This window comes from Cyclobacterium sp. 10D3-21 (genome assembly GCF_055809755.1).
This window is the reverse complement of record NZ_CM147924.1, coordinates 5,348,337-5,370,932: the sequence shown is the minus strand read 5'-3', so window position 1 is coordinate 5,370,932 and position 22,596 is coordinate 5,348,337. Positions and strand designations below refer to the sequence as shown.

Genomic DNA, 22,596 nt, shown 5'->3' with positions numbered 1-22,596 from the left:
TGTAAATACGGGTAGCAAATTTTTAAAAATGGCTAAAGAAAAAGGGAAAATTTATTTGTCTTCTCCTCAATTTACAGGTGATGAAATTGAGTTTGTACAGCGTGCTTTAGATCAAGGAAAAATTGCTACCAATGGGGTTTTTATCAGACAATTTGAGAGGGCAATTGAAAAGCGGTTCAATTCCTCGCATACTGTAGCCTTGAATTCAGGAACTTCTTCTATCCATCTTTCTCTTCATCTATTGGGAGTGGGTGTGGGCGATGAGGTAATATGCCAAACCTTCACCTATATCGCTACTACCAATCCGATTTTGTATTTAGGGGGTAAACCTGTCTTTGTGGACAGCGAAGAAAGTACCTGGAACATGTGCCCTGTGAAATTAGAACTGACCATAAAGGAGCGTATTGCTAAAGGGAAAAAACCCAAAGCCATCATCGTTGTCAATCTTTTTGGAATGCCAGCGAAGTGGCCTGAATTGATAAAAGTAGCCCAGTTGTATGACATTCCTTTGGTAGAGGATGCCGCAGAATCGTTGGGGGCTAAAATAGGAGATAAATTTACTGGAACTTTTGGTGATCTTGGAATCTATTCATTTAATGGGAACAAAATTATTACCACCGGAGGGGGTGGTGCTTTGCTTACCAATAATAGATTTTGGGAAAAAAGATCACGCTACCTTTCTACGCAGGCAAAATTAGACTTTCCTTATTTCGAGCACATGGAGATGGGCTTTAATTATAAAATGAACAATACTTCTGCGGGCATTGGCTTGGCCCAATTGTCAGTGTTGGAAGATAGAATCCAGAAAAGAAGAAATATTTATGCTTATTACAAGAGAAATTTGGAGAGGCTACCTGGCATTGAATTTTTGAAAGAACCCGAAGGTTATTTTTCTAATAGGTGGTTGACCTCAATTGTAATTTCGCCAGATAAAACAGGCTTTAAGGCGAGCGACTTGAGAGAATTTCTTTTAAAGGATGAAATAGAATCCAGGTTTTTATGGAAGCCCATGCATTTGCAACCAATTTATAAGGCGGCACCATTCACTGGAGGCAATATAGCCGAAAACTTGTTTTTGAATGGGATTTGTTTGCCAAGCGGATCCGGCCTCAATGAAATGGAACTGGATAGGGTAATTGATGCAGTTCATGTATTGCACAAAGAGGTGATTTTGAAATCTGAAAAAACAGTTTAATTGTGAAATCATGGGCAAGCATTTTTTTGATTTAATGGTTTCCTTTGCCTTACTAATCATTTTAATCCCGGTAATATTGGTCATTTCTATATTGCTTTTTTTTGCATATAGAGGTCAGGTATTTTTTATTCAACCAAGAACTGGGAAAAATGGAGTAATTTTTAACTTGCTTAAATTCAAAACCATGTCAGACGGTTGTAAGGCAGATGGTACCCTATTGGCAGATGAATACCGATTGACCCCTATTGGCGCTGTTTTAAGGAAAACTTCCTTGGATGAGTTGCCTCAATTAATCAATGTGCTAAAGGGTGAGATGAGTCTTGTAGGTCCTCGGCCTTTGCTTCCTGAGTACTTGCCTTTATATTCAATGGAGCAAAACAACAGACATAATGTATTGCCTGGAATTACAGGTCTTGCTCAAGTAAAAGGGAGAAACAATATCGATTGGAAAACAAAGTTCAGGTATGATGTTTGGTATGTCAGAAACAAAAGTTTTTACCTGGATCTTAAAATTATGGCTTTAACGGTCAAACCTATTCTTAAGCGAGAGAATATTGGTTTTCAAAATAATGTCAGCATAGAAAAGTTTACCGGACAAGAATTATAATCTTAATCCTAATTTCACATGTATATATTTGGTGCATCAGGCCAAGCAAGAGTTATAATTGACATTTTGGACCCGGGGGTGAAAATAGCTGGTGTTTTTGATGATGATTCTGCAATAAAAAGAATACTTGGCTATCAGGTGAATGGGCCTGTTCCTGAGTCGTTTGTATTTGATCAACCTTTGTTTATCGCCATTGGAGACAACAAATGCAGAGAACTATTGTTTCTTAAATTTCAGGAGCGAACAAACTTTGGGACAATTGTTCATGAATCCGCATTGGTTAGCAAGCGATCTTTTATAGATGAGGGAACCGTAGTTATGGAAGGCGCCATAGTAAAAGTGAATGCTAGGATTGGCAAGCAGGTAATCGTGAATACCAATTCCTCTATTGACCATGATTGTGTTATTGGAGATTTTGTGCACATTGCCCCACAGGCAACTTTGTGTGGTGGCGCACAAATTGGGGAAGGTACCCTGGTTGGAGCAAATAGTACAGTGCTGCCGGGAGTTAAAATTGGGAAATGGTGCACTATAGCTGCTGGAGCAGTGGTGAGTAAAAATCTGGCAGATGGGGCCACTCAGATAGGTTACAGTTAATCCTGTTTTTTCATTTTCTTAATTGCCAATTCTATCCAGGCCATCGTAATTTAATGAACAATCGTTGGCTTGATCTACTACCAAAGATTTCAACCCAGATTCGAAGACCTTGGCCAAAGTAACGAAGGCTAGCAAACTTGGAGTGAGATTTTGTCAGCATTGTTGCAGAAAAAAAAAACAACAATACTGCCAAAATCATTTAATGTGCATTCACTGAACCACGGGCTACACCCGTAGTTGTATTATTACGCCCTGTACAGGACTGTGTAATAGGAACGATGCCTTTATTTTAAATTGATTACACTAAGACTTTAAGGAGTTAGATGGAATCCTGGAATAGGGTTTCCTGACATTGTTCAACCTGTCCTGGTTTTTTTCAGGGGGAGTGATTTCATCAGGTAATAGAAGGGTTATTGTATATTTTGGGTTTAAGGCTATTCAAGGTCATTTTTTTTTAATTCAAATCATTGAATTTACATTCCATAAATTGAAAAACTCTTCAGGTAAATACCGTATATTTGGGGTAATGGTTATAGGTTAAACATAATTTAAAGTTCGATTAATTTCACTTAATATCTGGTAGATTTCATTGAATTATTAGGTGTAGTTCTTGAATTGCCTTTGTTTCTATTTAGCAATTAACCCTGAGAATAGATAACCTTTTATTGAAAATTACAAGCCTTTAATGGAGGTATTTTTGCAAGCCCATGGATTTTCTGCCGGTATTTGAAATGACTCCGGACACCTGTGCATTCGGCTGGTTTGTTTGAGGTTGATAGACCCTAGCCTCTGAAGCTATCCTTACAGATGCAGGTTTGGAGAATAGGACTTAAAATAGCATGCATGGCAGCGTAAGATGATGAAGACAATTCACCTATTGAAGGGATAGGGACAAAGTCAGTTGGTAGCGGGCGTGGTTTCTAGGAATATTGGAATTGGAAGTGGCTTAGCCATGTCTTTTATCCAAATTATTTCTAAAGTCAATGTATTTTCGCTTTAATGATTGTTTAATAAAAGGATGTTTGGCCTGCTTTTATGTTATTTTTACTTAGTTCGTATTTTTGGTATATTTATTACTGATTAATTCGTTTAAATTTTAATTGATTTGGAAAAAGTGCTGAATTCAAAATTAAATCCACTCAAAAATTTCTTAAAGAATGACCGACATATCCACCCTTTGATAATCCTATCGGTGGATATTTTTATTGTTTTTATTTCCTTCACTTTCGCATTCCTTATCATTGGGGGATTTGGATTTGAACAAATGGAGTTTGTACAATACGTTTTAGTGACGGCTTGCTTTTGTGCTATAGCCCTTCCTGTAATCTATTTCTCCAAATTGCATACAGGACTCCTCAGGTATTCCAATTCCACAGATCTTTTCCATATTTTTGTTGCGGCATTAGGCTTTACATTGCTTTTTATAATTTTTTATTATGGCCTGGGACAGCGGTGGATTTCTTTGAATTCCAGGTTCCTGATGCTGGTATTGCTGGTTAATTTCTTTATTGTTTCTACTTTATTGATCGCTTTTAGACTTTTGGCCAAAGCCACTTTTCTGGTACTTATGAGTAAAATGTCCAAAAGGTCTATTCATAAAGTGCTGATTTTTGGATCAGACCAAAATGCTGTACTGGTAAAGCAGGCATTAAAAAATGATCCGGACATCAATTATGTGGTAGAGGGTTTTATCAGTACCGATAGAAGCATGCTTAACAATTATCTGGAGCAGAAGAAGGTTTATCATATAAAGGAACTTTCGAGGCTTGAAAAACAGAAAAATATTCAGGAATTATTAATCACCAACGACAATCTTAATGGCCGGGAAAAACGCGTGGTTATAGAACGTTGTATCCGGCTTGGTATAAAAGTATTTACCATACCACCTGCTAAAAATTGGCTTTCTAACGAACTACCCAGTAAGCAAATCAAAAAGTTGCGTATAGAAGATCTTTTACAGCGTAAGCCCATTGTCATCGACCAAAGAAAGGTGAAAAGTGACCTTGAAGGCAAGAAGGTTTTGGTGACCGGTGCTGCAGGTTCTATTGGTTCAGAAATTGTCCGCCAGGTCCTTTCCTACAAACCTTCTTTGGTAATTCTATGTGACCATGCGGAGTCACCATTGCATGAAATTCAACTGTCCATGGAGGACGAATTCCCTGATGCCAAAATGGAAGTGGTCCTGGCAGATGTCAGTAATTATGAAAGGATGCACAAACTTTTCAATATTTGCCGTCCTCAAATCGTTTATCATGCTGCTGCTTACAAGCATGTACCAATGATAGAAAACAATCCATTTGAAGCCATATCTGTGAATGTAGGGGGCACCAGAAACATTGCTGATCTTTCTGTCCTTTTTGAAGTAGATAAATTTGTGATGGTTTCTACAGATAAAGCGGTAAACCCAACGAATGTAATGGGCGCTTCCAAACGATTGGCAGAAATCTATACCCAATCTTTAAATGGCCTGGATACATGTAAAACACGATTTATAACGACGCGTTTTGGAAATGTATTGGGATCTAATGGTTCAGTGATACCAAGGTTTCGATCCCAGATAAAGAATGGTGGACCAATTACGGTGACCCATCCCGAAATCACAAGGTACTTTATGACCATTCCAGAAGCGGTTCAATTGGTTTTAGAAGCGGGAACCATGGGGAAAGGTGGTGAGATTTTCGTATTTGACATGGGCAAGCCTATCAAAATTGTGGATCTTGCAAGGAAAATGATCCAATTGGCAGGTCTCGAGGAAGGAAAGGATGTAGACATAGTATACTCTGGTCTTCGTCCTGGAGAAAAGCTTTATGAAGAGCTGCTTTCGGCTGCTGAACTAACCCAACCTACCCACCACCACAAAATTAGTATTGCAAAGGTACTTGAATACCCTTATGTCGAAGCCAACGTCGCCATCAGTGAATTGTTGGTGATAAACAAACACCATGACAATGTGGCCGTTGTCCAAAAAATGAAGCAAATAATCCCTGAGTTCCTCAGCAAGAATTCAGTCTATGAGGATTTAGACCAGAAGGATGGTTGATTTATTCCCTTTGGATTAAGAGCAAGAGTACAGCACTTTTAGCGATCAGATAGCCGTTTATTTTTAAATCGTAAGACAAGTCTTTTGGCTTTAGAACAAAGGGTTTATTTCGGCCATGGCGTCATGTCTGATTTATTTTACACTCCTTGTGGCCTCACGTTTTAGTTCTAGTTTTAAACTTCGCTTAGTGGCATTAAACTTCAATATATCGGGGGAGATAAACCACAATGGTTGGATGGTACATGCCATTGCTATACCGCAATAACCAAGCCTTGAATGAGCATCATTTTGAAAAATCGGTGTTACCATTTACAAAAAAAATGGGTATTAGGACATTAATTCATACATGTAAGCTATTTTTTTTTAATAAAAATAAGATTTTTTATTGCAACTGTATCCATTAAGAAGTGCAATAAATAATGTGTGAAAGGGATAAATAGGTATTCAAATGAAAATTCTGTTTATTTCGATTATAAAAAATAAAGAATTGCCAGCATTCAGTTAAAACTCCCAATAGTGCTTTTTAAGTAATTTTAGTATATTTGATGACGTTATAAACAGCTAAAAATTAATTAAATTTTGTGTAATGAATATTTTTAAAAATATCCAAAAAAATGAGACCGTTTTTCAACTCATTTTTGGGAATAAAATCTAAAACTTTCTTTTTGAAAAAATAAATAGATTACAGAACAACATTTGATTAAAATTATAATTGTTAAGATAGATCAGTAACCTCAATTAATTTAGGCAATGTTAATTGGTTTAATATTAGTTCTTTATGGCTAATTTAGAAGTATCGACTTTTTGTAGTTTACAATTTGAAAATAAACAATAAAGTGATTTTTAACACAATTGATTCCCCAGAACACCTTTTGGGTCCTCTTAGTAGTGGGATCTGTAACTAACCTTTTTTATGATTAACTTTAGCAAAAAAATCAACATTCTTCCCAGATGGATTATAGCTTTTCTGGATGGTTTTATTATGTTTCATTGCGTTATCTTAGCATTTTGGTTAAGAGCAAATTTTGACTGGGAAGTATTGGCAGATTATCCCGTAGGGAGAGCTTCCGTTGCTTATTTATTGATAGGATTTTTGGTCATGTTTTTCACCAAAAGTTATGTTGGAATAGTCAGGCATACTTCGTTAAGCGATGGATTATTACTAATGCGTACCACAACAGCCACAGGTATTATAGCATTTTTGTTTGATATGGGCTACAGTGTTTATTTAGTACCAGGACAACACTTCCTCCCTTTATCAGTTCTGGTCATTGCCTCAGTCCTTACCTTGTCCCTATTGATGGTCTATCGGATCTTCGTCAAGGAGGTTTTTAGATTTATCAAGAACAATGGGGAGCCTAACTTGCCAGAAAAAGATGTTTTAATCTTTGGTGCTGGGGAGGCTGGTATCCTTATCCACAATGCCATTTTAAAGAACAGTCATTATAAATTTAATGTACACGGGTTTTTGGATGATGACGTTTCCAAAAGAAAGAAAAAAATTGAAGGCATGAGGGTTCATGGTGGACTTGAAATGTTGGATACTCTGGTGAAAGAAAAGGGAGTTAAAGAGTTGATAATATCTGTTCTGGAACTTTCTCCAGCTAGGAAAAGGGAAATTATTGATAGGTGTATTACACTTAATATTCATGCCCTTACCATTACTCCTGTTAATGAGTGGGTAGATGGTGGTGCTAAACAAGGAAGCCTTCGGGAAGTAAATATTGAAGATTTGCTTAGCCGGGATGCCATCATGTTAAAAAATAAAAATGTAACAAGCTATCTAAGCGGTAAGACCATACTGGTAACAGGAGCGGCAGGATCTATAGGAAGTGAGATTTGCAAGCAAGTAGCCCGTGCCAATCCAGGTTTTCTGATCATGCTGGATAAAGCAGAGTCTCCTTTACACGATCAAGAGATTCGTCTTGAAAGTGAATTTGGGGATTTGGCCATGCAAACGGTTTTGGCTGATGTGACAGATGAAGATACCCTTGATCATTTGATGAAAACGTATCGTCCGGAAGTGATATTTCACGCAGCTGCCTACAAGCATGTCCCGATGATGGAAAGGTATCCTGCACAGGCAGTAAGATGTAATGTTCTCGGAACCAAGACTGTTGCTGATTTAGCTGTGAAATATGGCGTGGAGAAATTTGTTTTGGTGAGTACCGATAAAGCCGTAAATCCTACGAATGTGATGGGCGCTTCCAAGCGAATTGCTGAAATGTACATCCAAAGCCTTGACAAGAAACTTAGAGAATCGGCCAATGGTGGTACGCGTTTTATAACGACTCGATTTGGAAATGTTTTGGGTTCTAATGGATCAGTAATCCCATTGTTTAAAGAACAAATTAAAAAGGGCGGACCACTTACCGTCACCGACGCACAGGTTACCCGTTATTTCATGACCATTCCAGAAGCCTGCGACCTTGTTTTGGAAGCTGGTGTGATGGGAAATGGTGGAGAGATTTTTGTCTTCGATATGGGTGAGCCAGTGAAAATTATAGACTTGGCAAGAAAAATGATTCACCTTAGCGGCAAGAAACCTGATGTGGACATTATGATCCGGATTACAGGCTTGAGGCCAGGTGAAAAATTATATGAGGAAGTTTTAAATGACCAGGAAAAATCCTTAGAAACCCATCACCCTAAAATTCAAATTGCACAGGTAAGGCCTGGGGTTTATCAAGAAGTAAACCTTGAAGTTGCATTATTGCTGGACATGGAAGGCAATGAAGGCGAGATGACCTTGGTAGGTCAAATGAAGAAATTGGTTCCGGAATTCTTAAGTCACAAATCAAGATTCGAAGCAATAGACCAGAAGGGCATTGCTCATGAGGTAAAACCTTAAACCGAGAGTGCAAATGAAATTTTTAGAATATTGACGTACAAAATCCCCCTTTTTCCCCCTTTAAAGGGGGATTTTGGTAGGTTAGGATTAGCGTATACGGTCTACCTACTAGCTTTCTCAGCCCGATGAAATAATTACCAACCAGCAAAATATACCCATTTCCGCAACTCCCCCTTGACAAGGGGGTAGGGGGATTTCGACGGGAATGAAAAATATGATGCAAATGAAATTTTTAGAATGTTTACGTACAAAATCCCCCTTTGTCCCCCTTTAAAGGGGGATTTTGGTACGTTAGGATTAGCGTATACGGTCTACCTACTAGCTTTCTCAGCCCAATGAAATAATTCCCAACCAGCATAAAATACCCATTTCCGCAAATCCCCCTTGACAAGGGGGTAGGGGGATTTCAACGGGAATGAAAAATATGATGCAAATGAAATTTTTAGAATGTTTACGTACAAAATCCCCCTTTTTCCCCCTTTAAAGGGGGATTTTGGTACGTTAGGATTAGCGTATACGGTCTACCTACTAGCTTTCTCAGCCCGATGAAATAATTCCCAACCAGCATAAAATTCCCATTTCCGCAAATCCCCCTTGACAAGGGGGCAAGGGGGGATTTCGACGGGGACGACAATTTTTACGGAATTGATATTAATTAACTTGACCTAAAAAAAAGGTTTATAGTTTAAGGTTTAAAAACTGAAATAGATTTACAGTTTACGTAATAAATCCCCCTTTTTCCCCCTTTAAAGGGGGAATTTGGTACGTTGGAATTAACGGATACGATCTACCTACTAGCTTTATCAGCCCGATGAAATAATTACCAACCAGCATAAAATACCCATTTCTGCAAATCCCCCTTGACAAGGGGGTAGGGGGATTTCGACGGGAATGAAAAATATGATGCAAATGAAATTTTTAGAATGTTTACGTACAAAATCCCCCTTTGTCCCCCTTTAAAGGGGGATTTTGGTACGTTTGATTTAGCGTATACGGTCTACCTACTAGCTTTCTCAGCCCGATGAAATAATTCCCAACCAGCATAAAATACCCATTTCTGCAAATCCCCCTTATTTCTTTCCTTAATAAGGGGCTAGGGGGATTTTAACGAGCCAATTGAAAATTAAATTAAAATACCTTTTTAAAATGAACACCCTTTTCTATATTTGGTGATCGTTATGAAAAAAGAAAATCAAAATTGGTGGTGGCTTACTTACTTCTTTTAAAGGGGAAACAGCTAACTATTGCCAAATTTTGATCAATCAGATATACTTAGGCTTGCTGGACTCCCGGCAAGCCTTTTTTTTATTTTAAATACCCAAAAAATGAATAAAATAAGAATCAAAACCCGGTATAAAAAACTATTGGCAGACACCATCACACCGGTGAGTGTTTATCTTCAGATTCGTGACAGGTACAACAATACGATATTGTTAGAAAGTTCTGATTATCACGGGAATGAGAACAGTTATTCTTATATCTGCTGTGAGCCCATGGCTACTTTTTCATTAATTAATGATGAAATTCACCAGTCTTTCCCCGGGCAGCCCTCTTCTGTGAAGAAGTTTGACAAGAAAGACAATATCATGGATGAGATAAAGCAGTTTGGCAATACCTTTCAGGAAGAAAAGCTTGATTTCAAATTTATTACCAATGGCCTATTTGGGTACATCCAATACGATGGAGTCAGTTATTTTGAAGACATCACTATCAATAACCCACAGCCTTCGTCAACCCCTTTGATTCACTATGCTGTTTATAAAAACATGATTGTAGTGGATCACTTTAAAAACGAACTGTATATTTTTGAACACTACCTGGAAGGAGAAGAAGAAAAGCTTTCAGGGATCCCAAAAATTGAAGTGATCCTCAACAACAAAAATATACCGAGCTATTCTTTTAGTCTGGATGGAGAGGAAAGTTCCAACTATACAGATGGTGAGTTTCTTGATATCTTAGCAAAAGGAAGGGAACACTGTTTCAGAGGAGATGTTTTTCAAATTGTTTTGTCCCGTTCTTTTTCCACAGGATTCAAAGGAGATGAATTCAATGTATATCGTGCATTGCGCTCCATAAATCCCTCACCCTATTTGTTTTATTTTGATTACGGTTCCTATAAAATATTTGGAAGCAGTCCGGAGGCACAGATTGTGGTTAAGGGAAGAAAAGCCACCATTTATCCTATTGCAGGTACTTTCAAGCGAACAGGAAATGACAAGTCAGATGCTGAATTGGCGGTAAAACTGTTTGACGATCCCAAAGAAAATTCTGAACATGTCATGCTGGTAGATCTGGCCAGGAATGACCTAAGCAGGTCCTCAGAAAAGGTTAATGTGGAAGTTTTCAAAGAGATTCAGTACTATTCACATGTCATTCACCTGGTTTCAAAGGTAACTGGAGAGTTAGCAAAAGGGACAAATCCTTTACAACTAGTTGCCGATACCTTTCCAGCAGGAACTTTGTCCGGAGCACCCAAATACAGGGCGATGGAACTTATAGATGAACTGGAAAATAGCGCTAGAAAATTTTATGGTGGAGCCATTGGTTTCCTAGGGTTTAACGGAGATTTTAATCATGCCATTTTGATTCGGTCATTTGTGTCTGAAAATAACCAACTGAGATTTCAGGCAGGAGCAGGCGTGGTGGCAAAGTCCTCTATAGAAAGTGAGCTTCAGGAAGTTAGCAATAAACTGGAGGCCTTGCGGGTTGCATTAAAATCCGCAGAGACAATTTAAATTTTAGTGGAAAAGGATTTACATATGAAAATACTGGTACTAGACAATTACGATTCTTTCACCTATAATTTGGTGTATATTATCCGTGAGTTGGGATATGGGGGATCGATGGATATCATTAGAAATGATAAAATTAGCCTTGAAGAGGTGGAAGCCTACGACAAAATTTTGCTCTCACCTGGCCCAGGGCTTCCTTCAGAAGCGGGTATAATGCCGGAGTTGATCAAGAAATATGCCCCTACTAAAGATATACTAGGCATTTGTCTTGGGAATCAAGCCATAGGTGAAGCATTTGGTGGGGGGCTTATTAATCTTACTGAAGTGGTTCATGGAGTAGCCAGCAAGATTAAAGTCAAACCCGATCCATTGTTTGAGGGGCTACCCGAATATTTCACCGTAGGAAGGTACCACAGTTGGGTGATTGATGCCACCATGCTTCCAGCCGAACTTGAGGTAATCTCCAAAACCCCAGATGGACAAATTATGGCAATTAAACACAAGGAGTTTGCAGTAAGAGGATTACAATTTCATCCGGAAAGTATTCTTACAGAAAATGGCGTGCAAATCATTAAAAACTGGATCGAAGGCATAAAAACAACTAATCAATGAAAGAAATACTTAACCATCTGATAGAACACAAAACCCTAAGCAAAGAACAGGCTAAGGGGGTACTGAAAGAAATGACTTCCGGTGAGGTAAATACCAGCCAAATGGCAGCTTTCTTGACCATATTTATGATGCGTAGTGTCAGGGTGGAAGAATTGATGGGCTTTAGAGAAGCCATGTTGGAAAGATGCATTGCAGTAGATATTCCTGAATATGATGCCATTGATTTGTGCGGAACAGGAGGCGATGGTAAAGACACCTTCAACGTATCTACACTGGCCTCATTTATTGTGGCCGGAGCAGGTCAGCCCGTTGCCAAGCATGGTAATGTGGGGGTTTCATCTGTTTGTGGTTCCTCTAACCTGCTGGAATATTTTGGTTATGAGTTTACCAGTGACATTGACAAACTGAAAAGTAGCCTGGACAGGGCAGGGATTTGTTTTCTCCATGCACCATTGTTTCATCCAGCGATGAAACACATAGGCCCCGTAAGAAAAGAATTGGGAGTAAAAACCTTCTTCAATATGCTGGGACCAATGGTGAATCCAAGTTTCCCCAAAAAACAACTGGTAGGCGTATTTAGCCTTGAACTTGCCAGATTGTACGGGTATTTGTACCAAAACAATGATGTCAGGTTTAGCATTCTACATTCCTTGGATGGCTATGATGAAGTATCTTTAACTGGAGATTTGAAATGGATATCCAACGATGGCGAGAAGGTGGTAAGTCCTGAAGAATTAGGCTTTAAAACCATACTGCCTGAATCAATCAAGGGAGGAAGTTCAATCAAGGAATCCGCTGCTATTTTTATGAATATTTTAGAGGGCAAAGGAAGTCCTGAGCAGGAAGCAGTAGTAATTGCAAATGCAGCAATTGCCTTGACTACTTCCAAACCAACATGGAGCCTTGAAAAAGCGAGAGAAACAGCCCGTGACACACTTAAAAATGGCACGGCACTTAAAGTTTTCAAAGAATTGATCAGCCCAAAAATCTCCTTAAACATTAGTTGAATATGAATATACTTGAAAAAATAATTTCCCGAAAAAAAGAGGAAATAGCGGAGCGTAAAGCCCTGTATCCACAAAAATTGCTGGAAAAGAGCTTGTATTTCCAGGGTAAAGTGGTTTCGATGAAAAAATACGTCTCTGATCCCGAAAAGACAGGCATAATTGCTGAATTTAAGAGAAAATCTCCCTCAAAAGGCTTGATTAATGGTACGGCAACGGTAGAGCAAACGACCATTGGCTATATGCAGGCAGGTGCTTCGGCATTGTCCATATTGACAGACAAGGACTTTTTCGGAGGTAGTGAAGCGGATCTTGGTTTGGCTAGAAAATTCAATTTTTGCCCAATTCTTCGCAAAGATTTTATAGTGGATGAATACCAGATAATCGAGTCCAGATCTATAGGGGCGGATTGTATCTTATTAATTGCCGCAGCTTTGTCTCCAAAACGACTTACCGAGTTGGCGGTTTTTGCTAAAAGTCTGGGCCTGGAAGTGTTGCTTGAAGTGCATGACGGCGAGGAACTGGACCAAAGCCTTAATGAGCATGTAGACCTGGTAGGAGTAAATAACCGTAACCTGAAAACATTTGAAGTGGATATCCAAACCTCTTTGGATTTGGTGAAGGCCATTCCGGATACCTTTACCAAAATATCAGAAAGCGGCCTTTCCGATCCTGCCAAACTGGTCCAATTAAAGCAAGCAGGTTTTGATGGCTTTTTGATTGGGGAAAACTTTATGAAAACCATTCGCCCACATCAAGCAGCCTACAATTTTATGCAACAATACAGAAAATTACTGGCAGCTTCTAAAGAAAAACTATCCGTATGATTATAAAGGTTTGCGGAATGGCCGACCCTGAAAATATTTCAGGATTGACAGGTATAGAACAAGTAGATTGGATGGGTATGATCTTTTATCCCCCTTCAGGTCGCTATGTGCCAAAATTCGGACAGGAAGCGGCTTTTTATAAAAAAATAAATCTTCCAAAAGTTGGTGTGTTTGTCAACGAAAGTACAGCCGAGATAATAAAGAAGGTCAACGATTATGGATTATCGTTGGTGCAACTTCATGGGGATGAACTTCCGGAACAACTACAAACCATCCGAGAAAAATCCAGTGTGAAACTCATCAAGGTTTTTCGAGTGGGAGCAGATTGGAATTGGAAGACATTGGAACCTTTTGTTGGCTTGGTTGATTATTTCCTATTTGACACTGATGGCCCTTCCTATGGAGGTACGGGACATCAATTCAATTGGGAAATATTGAAGACATATCCCTATGAGGTCCCTTTCTTACTCAGTGGAGGAATAACGCCTGACGATACGGAAAACCTTCTGGATTGTTACCAGGATTTTCCTGCCTTGGTAGGGATTGATATCAACTCAAAATTTGAAATCTCAAAAGGTATTAAAGACCTGGAAAAGATAAAGAAATTCGTGGCAGTACTTAGAAATGAAACTGCAACAAAGATAAAAATGAAAAGCAATGGTAAAAATTGATGAAAACGGATTTTATGGAGATTTCGGGGGAGCCTATATCCCTGAAATGCTGTATCCTAATATAGAAGAGCTTAAAGAGAATTATGAGCAAATAATGGCTTCCGAAGCCTTTAAAACAGAATTTGACAGTCTCTTAAAAGATTATGTAGGCAGGCCAACACCCCTGTTTCACGCCCAAAGGTTGTCTGAAAAATATGGTGCTAAAATCTACCTAAAAAGAGAAGATCTCTGCCATACAGGTGCCCATAAAATCAACAATACCATCGGTCAGATTATCCTGGCGAAGAAGCTCAATAAAAAGCGAATTATAGCGGAGACTGGTGCAGGTCAGCATGGCGTGGCAACCGCCACCGTTTGTGCTTTGATGGGCATGGAATGTACGGTGTATATGGGTGCAGTTGATATGGAGCGGCAAAAACCGAATGTGGAACGCATGCGGATTCTTGGTGCCACGGTTGTGCCAGCAAACTCTGGGAGTAAAACACTTAAAGATGCGACCAATGAAGCCATGCGTCAATGGATAAATAATCCAGTGGATACGCATTATATCATTGGATCAGTGGTAGGCCCTCATCCTTACCCTGAAATGGTAGCCAGGTTTCAGTCCGTAATTTCTGCAGAGATCAAATCACAATTGTTGGAGAAGGAAGGTCGGGACAGCCCAGACATAGTGGTCGCTTGTGTGGGTGGTGGAAGCAATGCTGCTGGCGCATTTTACCATTACTATAACGATGAAAAAGTTCGCCTGGTAGCTGTAGAAGCAGCCGGCCTTGGGGTGAATTCAGGGAAATCTGCTGCGACTACCCAATTGGGAAAATCAGGGATTCTCCATGGAAGTAAAACCTTATTGATGCAAACAGAAGATGGCCAGGTGGTGGAGCCGCATAGTATTTCCGCAGGTCTGGACTATCCGGGGATAGGCCCAGTACATGCGTATTTATATGCATCGGGCAGAGGAGAGTTTTTGGCTGTGGAGGATGAAGATGCCATGAAAGCAGGGATAGAGTTAAGTCGATTGGAAGGTATCATACCCGCTATCGAGTCTGCGCATGCACTTTCTGCATTGAACCAGCTAAAATACAAAGCGTCTGACATTATTGTGGTCAACCTGTCGGGCAGAGGAGACAAGGATCTGGAAACATATATTAAATGGGGTAATTACTGATGGCTATGAATCGAATAGAAGAATTATTTAAAAATAAGGATGGCAATATCCTTTCCATTTATTTTACTGCAGGCTTTCCTAACTTGAACGACACCATGGGTATAATGGAAGCCATTGAAGAAGCAGGGGCCGATATTATAGAAATTGGAATACCTTATTCTGATCCTGTAGCGGATGGTCCCACCATTCAGGAAAGCAATACTGTCGCATTGAACAATGGCATGACATTGAAAATCTTGTTTAGCCAGTTGGCCGAATTGAGAGGAAAATTAAAAATACCAGTTATTTTAATGGGCTACCTAAATCCTATCGTTCAGTATGGTATGGAGGAATTTTGCAAAAAATGCCAAGAGGTAGGTGTAGATGGATTGATCGTCCCAGATCTTCCAATGAAGCAATACCTAGATGCCTATAAAGGATTGTTTGAAACCTACAATTTAAGGAATACCTTCCTGATTTCCCCTCAGACTTCACCTGAAAGGATTCGTGAGATTGATAGGGAGACAGATGGCTTTATCTATATGGTTTCTTCTGCAAGTATTACTGGTGCTAAAAAAGACGTGACACCTGAACAAATCGCCTATTTCGAAAGGGTAGGGGATATGGGACTTAAAAACCCTAGACTCATAGGATTTGGTATTTCTGACAAGGCCTCTTTTTCCACTGCTGCTAAGCATGCACAAGGAGCGATCATTGGTAGCGCTTTTATTAATGTTTTGCGGGAAGCAAAAGAGCTAAAGAAAGAAATCAATACATTTATTAAAGGCATAAAATCATGATCATTCAGCTTAACTCTGACATAAGTACCCAACAAAAAGAAAATTTGATCCAAAAGATCAATGGCATTGGATATAAGGTTACCGAAGTTAAAACCCAGGCGGGAAACTACCTGATTGGGATTGGGAAAGCTGCCTATGACATTAGAAAAGTTGGATCCATGGATGGGATTTTAGATATCCATGTTGTTTCTGATGAGTACAAGCTGGTGTCTAAAAAATGGAAGGCAAAGCCAACCACGATTGATCTTGGTGATGGTATCGCCATAAAGGACGGTGACATGGCCATTATTTCCGGTCCTTGTTCCATAGAATCAGAAGAGCAGATAGAACGTGTGATTGCTCACCTGAAGGAAAATCAAGTGACAATGATGCGGGGTGGGGTATTCAAACCAAGAAGTAGTCCCTATGCATTTAGAGGCTTAGGAATGGAAGGGCTAAAATTGTGGCACCAACATGCCAAGGCGGCTGGGATAAAAATAGTAACGGAAGTCATGCAGGTTTCCCAAATTGAAGAGATGCACGATTATGTCGATGTATTTCAAGTGGGGGCCCGGAACACCCAAAACTTTAACCTGCTGGATGAATTAGGTAAAATAGATAAAGCTGTTCTGCTCAAAAGGGGGATTTCAGGCACGATAGAAGAATTACTTCAATCTGCGGAATATGTTTTCTCAGGAGGCAACGAAAAGCTTATCCTTTGCGAAAGAGGTATCCGTACCTATGAAAGGGCAAGTAGGAATACATTGGACCTGAATGCCGTTCCAATTCTTAAGTCAAAATCACATTTGCCCGTGGTGGTAGACCCTTCGCATGGGATTGGCATCAGGGATTTTGTGCCGCAAATGGCTTTGGCAGGCGTGATGGCGGGAGCAGATGGAATAATCTATGAATCGCATGAGCATCCTGACCAGGCTTATTCCGACGGTCAGCAAACCTTAAACTTTACCCAAAGCAGTGAATTGATAGGCTATATTAGGAAGATCTTTGAAGTAAGAAAGACTTTCGATTTACATTAAGAGGGCTGTACCAAATGCAAAATCAGCTACGAACTCCTCAGTCTAGAAAAAACGAAATCCCCCTTTAAAAAGGGGGACAAAGGGGGATTTCAACGCAAACCTTCCAAGAATTTTAAGCTTGTGATCAGTAAGATATTCCCGAAGTAATCCCTCTTATCCACTTGAAAGGGGATTTGCTGAAATGTGGAAGGAAAGCTGAATAGGCAGGATTGAAACCGTCAGAGGTAATCCAAAATCAGCTACAAACTCGTCAGTCCTAAAAGCACAAATCCCCCTTTATAAAGGGGGACAAATGGGGATTTCAACGCAAACCTTCCAAGAATTTTAAGCTTGTGATCAGTAATATATTCCCGTAGTAATCCCTCTTATCCACTTGAAAGGGGATTTGCTGAAATGTGGAAGGAAAGCTGAATAGGCAGGATTGAAACCGTCAGAGGTAATCCAAAATCTTCTACGAACTCCTCAGTCCTAAAAGCACAAATCCCCCTTTAAAAAGGGGGACAAAGGGGGATTTCAACGCAAACCTTCCAAGAATTTTAAGCTTGTGATCAGTAATATATTCCCGTAGTAATCCCTCTTACCTACTTGAAAGGGGATTTGCTGAAATGTGGAAGGAAAGCTGAATAGGCAGGATTGAAACCGGCTGGGGGAATTTAAAATCTTCTACGAACTCGTCAGTCCTAAAAGCACAAATCCCCCTTTAAAAAGGGGGACAAAGGGGGATTTCAACGCAAACCTTCCAAGAATTTTAAGCTTGTGATCAGTAATATATTCCCGTAGTAATCCCTCTTATCCACTTGAAAGGGGATTTGCTGAAATGTGGAAGGAAAGCTGAATAGGCAGGATTGAAACCGTCAGAGGTAATCCAAAATCTTCTACGAACTCCTCAGTCCTAAAAGCATAAATCCCCCTTTAAAAAGGGGGACGAAGGGGGATTTCAACGCAAACATTCCAAGAATTTTAAGCTTGTGATCAGTAAGATATTCCCGTAGTAATCCCTCTTATCCACTTGAAAGGGGATTTGCTGAAATGTGGAAGGAAAGCTTAATTGGCAGGATTGAAACCGGCTGGGGGAATTTAAAATCTTCTACGAACTCCTCAGTCCTAAAAGCACAAATCCCCCTTTAAAAAGGGGGACAAAGGGGGATTTCAACGTAAACCTTCCAAGAATTTTAAGCTTGTGATCAGTAAGATATTCCCGTAGTAATCCCTCTTATCCACTTGAAAGGGGATTTGCTGAAATGTGGAAGGAAAGCTTAATTGGCAGGATTGAAACCGGCTGGGGGAATTTAAAATCTTCTACGAACTCCTCAGTCCTAAAAGCACAAATCCCCCTTTAAAAAGGGGGACAAAGGGGGATTTCAACGTAAACCTTCCAAGAATTTTAAGCTTGTGATCAGTAAGATATTCCCGTAGTAATCCCTCTTACCCACTTGAAAGGGGATTTGCTGAAATGTGGAAGGAAAGCTGAATAGGCAGGATTGAAACCGGCAGAGGTAATCCAAAATCAGCTACGAACTCGTCAGTCCTAAAAGCACAAATCCCCCTTTAAAAAGGGGGACAAAGGGGGATTTATTACGTAAACTATTAACCTATTGAAGTTTTAAACCATTGGCGCATCCTAATAAAACAAATTCCCCCCTTCAAAAATTTTAAATCGAACTTAAGTAATTAGAGTTAAACTCTAATCGATGAAAAATAAACCCAGCCTATAAATAAGATTTGGAGGGGAATTCGAAACCACAAATAGCTTAATCCATTTCCTTCATAGGTGGCATTTTGATAATCAATTTGTTCCATGGAAGCCTTTATGTTTGCCGGTATAATTAACAGAAAGAACAGGATCAATAGCCATGCAGTTACCAGTCTGAATTGTGGCACATGTAGGCCTATGGCTCCTAAAATTTCTATAATGCCAGTAAGATAAACGAGCTCTTTTTTAAACGGTATAAAATCAGGAATCATCATTGCCATGCCTTCTGTGAACATAAAATGGCCCAATGCAGTGAAAAGTAACATGGCGGAAAGGCCTATTCTTGCAGATAAAGTGAAATTATATACACCATGTACAAGCTTCATGTAGCTTAAGGCAAGAATTGAAACGGTGATAAGGAGAATTAATGGTTTCATTTTTTTTTTTTACAAAATTGGGCAAAGTTTTGTCTTGAGACAATGAACCCAAGTTAAGAAATTCGCTTTCTGATTCTGCTAAGCGCCTGGGGGGTTACTCCTATATAGGACGCTATGTATTTGAGAGGGATTTCCAGGATTAGCTTAGGCCGATTTATAAAAAGAGCCTTATACCGCTCTTCAGCTGTCTCGCTCAAAAAGGAAAGCTCCCTTTCGGATTTTAAGAGGAATTGACTTTCAGCAGCAAGTCTTCCAATAGTATTACCAATACTGGTATTGACATAAATGTGCTGTAGGTCCTGATGTGATATCCGCCAAAGGGTAGTTTGGGTCATGGTCTCCATCTGGTAATCACACGGTTTTTGGTTCAAGAATGAATCATAGGCGCTGACAAATTGACCTTCAAAACCAAAGCCAAAAGTCAAATCGTTTTCTTCTTTAGGAAAATAGAGTCGAACAGCGCCTTTTTCAATAAAGGATAGATACGCCTCTGTTTGCCCAACATTTAAGAGGCTGGTCTTTTTAGGGTATTCACTTTTCTTTAGTTTGGAAGAAAACTGCTGCCAATCACTATCATCAATGCCAACAAGTCGTTCAAAATAATCCCTGATTTGATTCATCTGTTTAGTTTAATATCCACCAATATTTGTCTGTATATAGAAGGTTGCGTTAAGAGCTATCAGACCAATAAAAACGCTATTTCATAATTTAGGTTAAAACCAGACTATTTTTCAATCTCTTGCTCACATTTTTCGTTTATGAATTAACCGTATTGCATAATAGGGTTTAAGTAATGTTTAAAAATAACGAGTGAATAATAATACCATGGCAAATCCATTTGAACAATTTAAAATGAGGAATAAATTTTCTAAAGGGGTTTTTCCTGATCCCAGTTTGGTGTTTTTGCAGCAGGATTTTAGGACTTATACACCCGAAGATTATAAAGTTTGGGAAATTCTTTTTGAAAAGCAGGTAAAACATTTACCTGTTGCAGCCGCTAAAGGTGTTATAGATGGCATGGAGGCCATAGGTTTTTCCTCAAAATCTATAGCCGATCTAAAAGATGCCTCTTACCGATTAAAGAGATCCACTGGCTGGTCCATACAAATAGTTCCGGGATTGATCAGTGATGCCTTGTTTTTCAGTTTGTTACAACGCAAGCGATTCCCTGTCACTTCATGGCTTAGAAAGCTTGATGAATTGGATTACATGAACGAACCCGATTTATTTCACGATGCATTTGCCCATTTGCCAATGTTAATGCATCCAACCTTTACCCGTTTTTTGGAAGGTTTAGCAACATTGGCTTTGCGATTTATAGACAATCCATTGGCCATTGAATTAATCTCGAGGATATATTGGTATACGGTTGAGTTTGGCTTGATTAGGGAAAATAACGAGATCAAAGTTTATGGTGCGAGTATCCTTAGTTCCTCCGGTGAATTGCATTATTGCCTTTCAGAAGAACCCAAACACCAAGATTTCGAGGTGGAAGCTGTTTTAAATACGCCTTATTGGAAAAATAAATTTCAGGACAGGTATTTTATTATCAATGATTTTGAGGAGCTGTGCGAGTCCATTCCTTTGATCGAAGAAAAACTGGAAGAACTTTTGCAAAAAGCGGAGTAAAAACGGGCAATTGTAAGGGAATTTTTATAATCTTAGCACATCAATTCTCATTTAAAATTTGATTACTGCTATGTCTGCTCTTTTTAAGAAACTTGTATTTTTAATATTTCTATTGCCAACCACTTTATTTCTTCAGGCCCAAGAAATCAATGATTTGGATATTTACCTTGCCATTGGACAATCTAATATGGCCGGGAGAGCAGAAATTCTTCCTGACCTGAAGGCTCCAATTGAGGATGTGTACCTTTTCACAGGGAAGGAATGGTTGCCGGCTACTAATCCACTAAACTTGTATTCAAGCGTTAGAAAAGTGGTCAGCATGCAACGTCTGGGGCCGGTGTATGGTTTTGCCAGAAAAATGCAACGGGATATTCCAGAAAGAAAAATAGGACTTATAGTCAATGCAAAGGGAGGGAGTGTGATTGCTGAGTGGATGCCAGGTACATTGTTTTTCAATGAGATCATCTCTCGAGCAAGGCTTGCAGCAAAAAGTGGTGAGATAAAAGGAATCATCTGGCATCAGGGTGAAGGAGATGTAAAGGAAGCAGACCAATATTTAGGAAAAATAAGTCACTTAATTACTGCGATGCGAGACAGTTTGAATTTACCTGACTTGCCTTTTGTCGTTGGACAATTGTCCGAAGATAAAGGTATCAGGAAACCCCTTAATGATTTTCTAGTTAACCTCCCTAAAGAGATGCCCAACACGGGCGTTGCTTTGGCTTATGGGACGACAACTTTTGACAGTACCCATTTCGACAGCCCAAGTCAGATTTTAATTGGAGAAAGATATGCTGACGAAATGAAAAGATTATTGAAAACACAAGATCATATGGATGACATTTCTTTTGGGGTATTAACCGATATTCAATATGCTGATGTGGAAACAGTTGGAAAACGCAATTACCGCGGCACCCTGGAAACACTAAAGCGTACAATACCCTACCTGAATGCCTATGATTTAGCATTCTCTTTTCATTTAGGAGATTTGATTGACAGAGATTTTGAAAGTTTTGATGCTCCTTTAGCCATTTTGGAAAGCAGTAAGGCCCCCTTTCACTACATCTGGGGTAATCACGACTTTGCCGTTTTGGACAACCTAAAGCAAGAGGTTGGGGAAAAAATAGACAATGAAAAAGGTTACTATTCCTTTGAAAAAGGAAACATGGTATTTATGGTGGTCAATGGTATGGACGTTAGCGTGGGGGGACATCCTGAAGGCACAAAGAACCATGCGCAAGCCTTAGAAATGATGGAAATGCTGGAAACCAAAGGGGCCAATAATGTAAAACCATGGAATGGAGCTGTTGGAGAAGAACAGTTGGCATGGATGGAGGGCCTGGTCCAAAAGGCTGAAAAAGAAGGAAAGCATGTAATTGGATTTTGTCATTATCCGCTACTACCCGAGAACGGACTACACTTACTCAATCACAAGGAGGTTATGGATCGAATAGGAGGATCACCAGCCATGGTGGCTTGGTTTTCGGGACATCACCATGCAGGGAACTACTTTAAGGATGCTAACGGAATGCATCATCTTACATTTTTGGGAATGGTGGAAGCCGAATCCCCTGCCCTTGGCGCAATTGTTACAGTAAAAAAAGATTATTTAATTGTTCAAGGTATAGGAGAAGAGGAAGATCGGATCCTGAATTTCAGGTAAATACCGTTTTCGAAAATTTTCTTTTCTCAAAGCTTGGTAGACTTTCCATTTTTGGTACTGGATTAATTTTTATATTTG

17 protein-coding genes are annotated in these 22,596 nt (G+C 39.4%); 15 read left to right on the top strand and 2 right to left on the bottom strand.

Annotated features, from left to right (window positions below; all coding sequences use genetic code 11):
* Positions 1–28: 28 nt before the first annotated feature.
* The 13 genes from AC0L7T_RS20705 to aroF all read left to right on the top strand — a co-directional run bounded on the left by AC0L7T_RS20705 (position 29) and on the right by aroF (position 17,096).
* Positions 29–1,195, top strand: a complete 1,167-nt coding sequence (locus tag AC0L7T_RS20705; RefSeq protein ID WP_473338079.1) for an aminotransferase class I/II-fold pyridoxal phosphate-dependent enzyme — start codon at positions 29–31, stop codon at positions 1,193–1,195.
* 10 nt (positions 1,196–1,205) lie between these two features.
* Positions 1,206–1,802 (top strand): sugar transferase, encoded by a 597-nt coding sequence (locus tag AC0L7T_RS20700; protein WP_473338077.1) that lies wholly within the window; start codon positions 1,206–1,208, stop codon positions 1,800–1,802.
* Positions 1,803–1,820: 18 nt separating this feature from the next.
* Complete coding sequence (locus AC0L7T_RS20695) at positions 1,821–2,399, top strand: acetyltransferase (protein ID WP_473338075.1); 579 nt, start codon at positions 1,821–1,823, stop codon at positions 2,397–2,399.
* Between the two features lie 1,114 nt (positions 2,400–3,513).
* Entirely contained in the window at positions 3,514–5,439 is a 1,926-nt protein-coding gene (locus tag AC0L7T_RS20690) for a polysaccharide biosynthesis protein (protein ID WP_473343387.1), read from the top strand.
* Positions 5,440–6,352: 913 nt separating this feature from the next.
* Positions 6,353–8,290 carry a polysaccharide biosynthesis protein gene (locus AC0L7T_RS20685; protein WP_473338073.1) on the top strand — a complete coding sequence of 646 codons (1,938 nt, stop codon included), beginning with the start codon at positions 6,353–6,355 and terminating at the stop codon, positions 8,288–8,290.
* Positions 8,291–9,615: 1,325 nt separating this feature from the next.
* Positions 9,616–11,025: an anthranilate synthase component I family protein gene (locus AC0L7T_RS20680; protein ID WP_473338072.1), complete on the top strand. Its 1,410-nt coding sequence runs from the start codon at positions 9,616–9,618 to the stop codon at positions 11,023–11,025.
* 24 nt (positions 11,026–11,049) lie between these two features.
* The gene (locus tag AC0L7T_RS20675) at positions 11,050–11,634 is read left to right on the top strand and encodes an anthranilate synthase component II (RefSeq protein ID WP_473338071.1); all 585 of its coding nucleotides are present in this window, start codon (positions 11,050–11,052) and stop codon (positions 11,632–11,634) included.
* The gene (trpD, locus tag AC0L7T_RS20670; protein WP_473338070.1) at positions 11,631–12,641 is read left to right on the top strand and encodes an anthranilate phosphoribosyltransferase; all 1,011 of its coding nucleotides are present in this window, start codon (positions 11,631–11,633) and stop codon (positions 12,639–12,641) included. Before AC0L7T_RS20675 ends, trpD begins: the two co-directional genes overlap by 4 nt.
* A gap of 2 nt (positions 12,642–12,643) precedes the next feature.
* Positions 12,644–13,465, top strand: coding sequence for an indole-3-glycerol phosphate synthase TrpC (gene trpC, locus AC0L7T_RS20665; protein ID WP_473338069.1), 822 nt, complete (start codon positions 12,644–12,646; stop codon positions 13,463–13,465).
* Entirely contained in the window at positions 13,462–14,136 is a 675-nt protein-coding gene (locus tag AC0L7T_RS20660) for a phosphoribosylanthranilate isomerase (RefSeq protein WP_473338067.1), read from the top strand. The genes trpC and AC0L7T_RS20660 overlap by 4 nt, the downstream gene beginning before the upstream one ends.
* A complete protein-coding gene (gene trpB, locus AC0L7T_RS20655; protein WP_473338066.1) occupies positions 14,123–15,301 on the top strand; it encodes a tryptophan synthase subunit beta in 1,179 nt (392 codons plus the stop codon). Before AC0L7T_RS20660 ends, trpB begins: the two co-directional genes overlap by 14 nt.
* Before the next feature lie 5 nt (positions 15,302–15,306).
* Positions 15,307–16,080: a tryptophan synthase subunit alpha gene (gene trpA, locus AC0L7T_RS20650; RefSeq protein WP_473338065.1), complete on the top strand. Its 774-nt coding sequence runs from the start codon at positions 15,307–15,309 to the stop codon at positions 16,078–16,080.
* Positions 16,077–17,096 (top strand): 3-deoxy-7-phosphoheptulonate synthase, encoded by a 1,020-nt coding sequence (gene aroF / locus AC0L7T_RS20645; protein WP_473338064.1) that lies wholly within the window; start codon positions 16,077–16,079, stop codon positions 17,094–17,096. Before trpA ends, aroF begins: the two co-directional genes overlap by 4 nt.
* A 1,677-nt stretch (positions 17,097–18,773) precedes the next feature.
* Here the strand turns inward: aroF and AC0L7T_RS20640 are convergent.
* Positions 18,774–19,226, bottom strand: coding sequence for a DoxX family protein (locus AC0L7T_RS20640; RefSeq protein ID WP_473338063.1), 453 nt, complete (start codon positions 19,224–19,226; stop codon positions 18,774–18,776).
* A 53-nt stretch (positions 19,227–19,279) separates the two neighbouring features.
* Positions 19,280–19,846, bottom strand: coding sequence for a Crp/Fnr family transcriptional regulator (locus tag AC0L7T_RS20635; protein WP_473338061.1), 567 nt, complete (start codon positions 19,844–19,846; stop codon positions 19,280–19,282).
* Positions 19,847–20,078: 232 nt separating this feature from the next.
* On the opposite strand from AC0L7T_RS20635, the gene AC0L7T_RS20630 reads away from it, so the two are divergent.
* Together AC0L7T_RS20630 and AC0L7T_RS20625 are read left to right on the top strand one after the other, a co-directional pair.
* Positions 20,079–20,855, top strand: a complete 777-nt coding sequence (locus tag AC0L7T_RS20630) for a phenylalanine 4-monooxygenase (RefSeq protein ID WP_473338058.1) — start codon at positions 20,079–20,081, stop codon at positions 20,853–20,855.
* A 70-nt stretch (positions 20,856–20,925) separates the two neighbouring features.
* Complete coding sequence (locus AC0L7T_RS20625) at positions 20,926–22,518, top strand: sialate O-acetylesterase (protein ID WP_473338056.1); 1,593 nt, start codon at positions 20,926–20,928, stop codon at positions 22,516–22,518.
* Positions 22,519–22,596: the final 78 nt, after the last annotated feature.

Bases quoted from the DNA above. Each gene is read 5' to 3' on its own strand.
- AC0L7T_RS20705 (WP_473338079.1), top strand. From the start codon at position 29: ATGGCTAAAGAAAAAGGGAAAATTTATTTGTCTTCTCCTCAATTTACA.
- AC0L7T_RS20700 (WP_473338077.1), top strand. From the start codon at position 1,206: ATGGGCAAGCATTTTTTTGATTTAATGGTTTCCTTTGCCTTACTAATC.
- AC0L7T_RS20695 (WP_473338075.1), top strand. From the start codon at position 1,821: ATGTATATATTTGGTGCATCAGGCCAAGCAAGAGTTATAATTGACATT.
- AC0L7T_RS20685 (WP_473338073.1), top strand. From the start codon at position 6,353: ATGATTAACTTTAGCAAAAAAATCAACATTCTTCCCAGATGGATTATA.
- AC0L7T_RS20680 (WP_473338072.1), top strand. From the start codon at position 9,616: ATGAATAAAATAAGAATCAAAACCCGGTATAAAAAACTATTGGCAGAC.
- AC0L7T_RS20675 (WP_473338071.1), top strand. From the start codon at position 11,050: ATGAAAATACTGGTACTAGACAATTACGATTCTTTCACCTATAATTTG.
- trpD (WP_473338070.1), top strand. From the start codon at position 11,631: ATGAAAGAAATACTTAACCATCTGATAGAACACAAAACCCTAAGCAAA.
- trpC (WP_473338069.1), top strand. From the start codon at position 12,644: ATGAATATACTTGAAAAAATAATTTCCCGAAAAAAAGAGGAAATAGCG.
- AC0L7T_RS20660 (WP_473338067.1), top strand. From the start codon at position 13,462: ATGATTATAAAGGTTTGCGGAATGGCCGACCCTGAAAATATTTCAGGA.
- trpB (WP_473338066.1), top strand. From the start codon at position 14,123: ATGGTAAAAATTGATGAAAACGGATTTTATGGAGATTTCGGGGGAGCC.
- trpA (WP_473338065.1), top strand. From the start codon at position 15,307: ATGAATCGAATAGAAGAATTATTTAAAAATAAGGATGGCAATATCCTT.
- aroF (WP_473338064.1), top strand. From the start codon at position 16,077: ATGATCATTCAGCTTAACTCTGACATAAGTACCCAACAAAAAGAAAAT.
- AC0L7T_RS20640 (WP_473338063.1), bottom strand. From the start codon at position 19,226: ATGAAACCATTAATTCTCCTTATCACCGTTTCAATTCTTGCCTTAAGC.
- AC0L7T_RS20635 (WP_473338061.1), bottom strand. From the start codon at position 19,846: ATGAATCAAATCAGGGATTATTTTGAACGACTTGTTGGCATTGATGAT.
- AC0L7T_RS20630 (WP_473338058.1), top strand. From the start codon at position 20,079: ATGAGGAATAAATTTTCTAAAGGGGTTTTTCCTGATCCCAGTTTGGTG.
- AC0L7T_RS20625 (WP_473338056.1), top strand. From the start codon at position 20,926: ATGTCTGCTCTTTTTAAGAAACTTGTATTTTTAATATTTCTATTGCCA.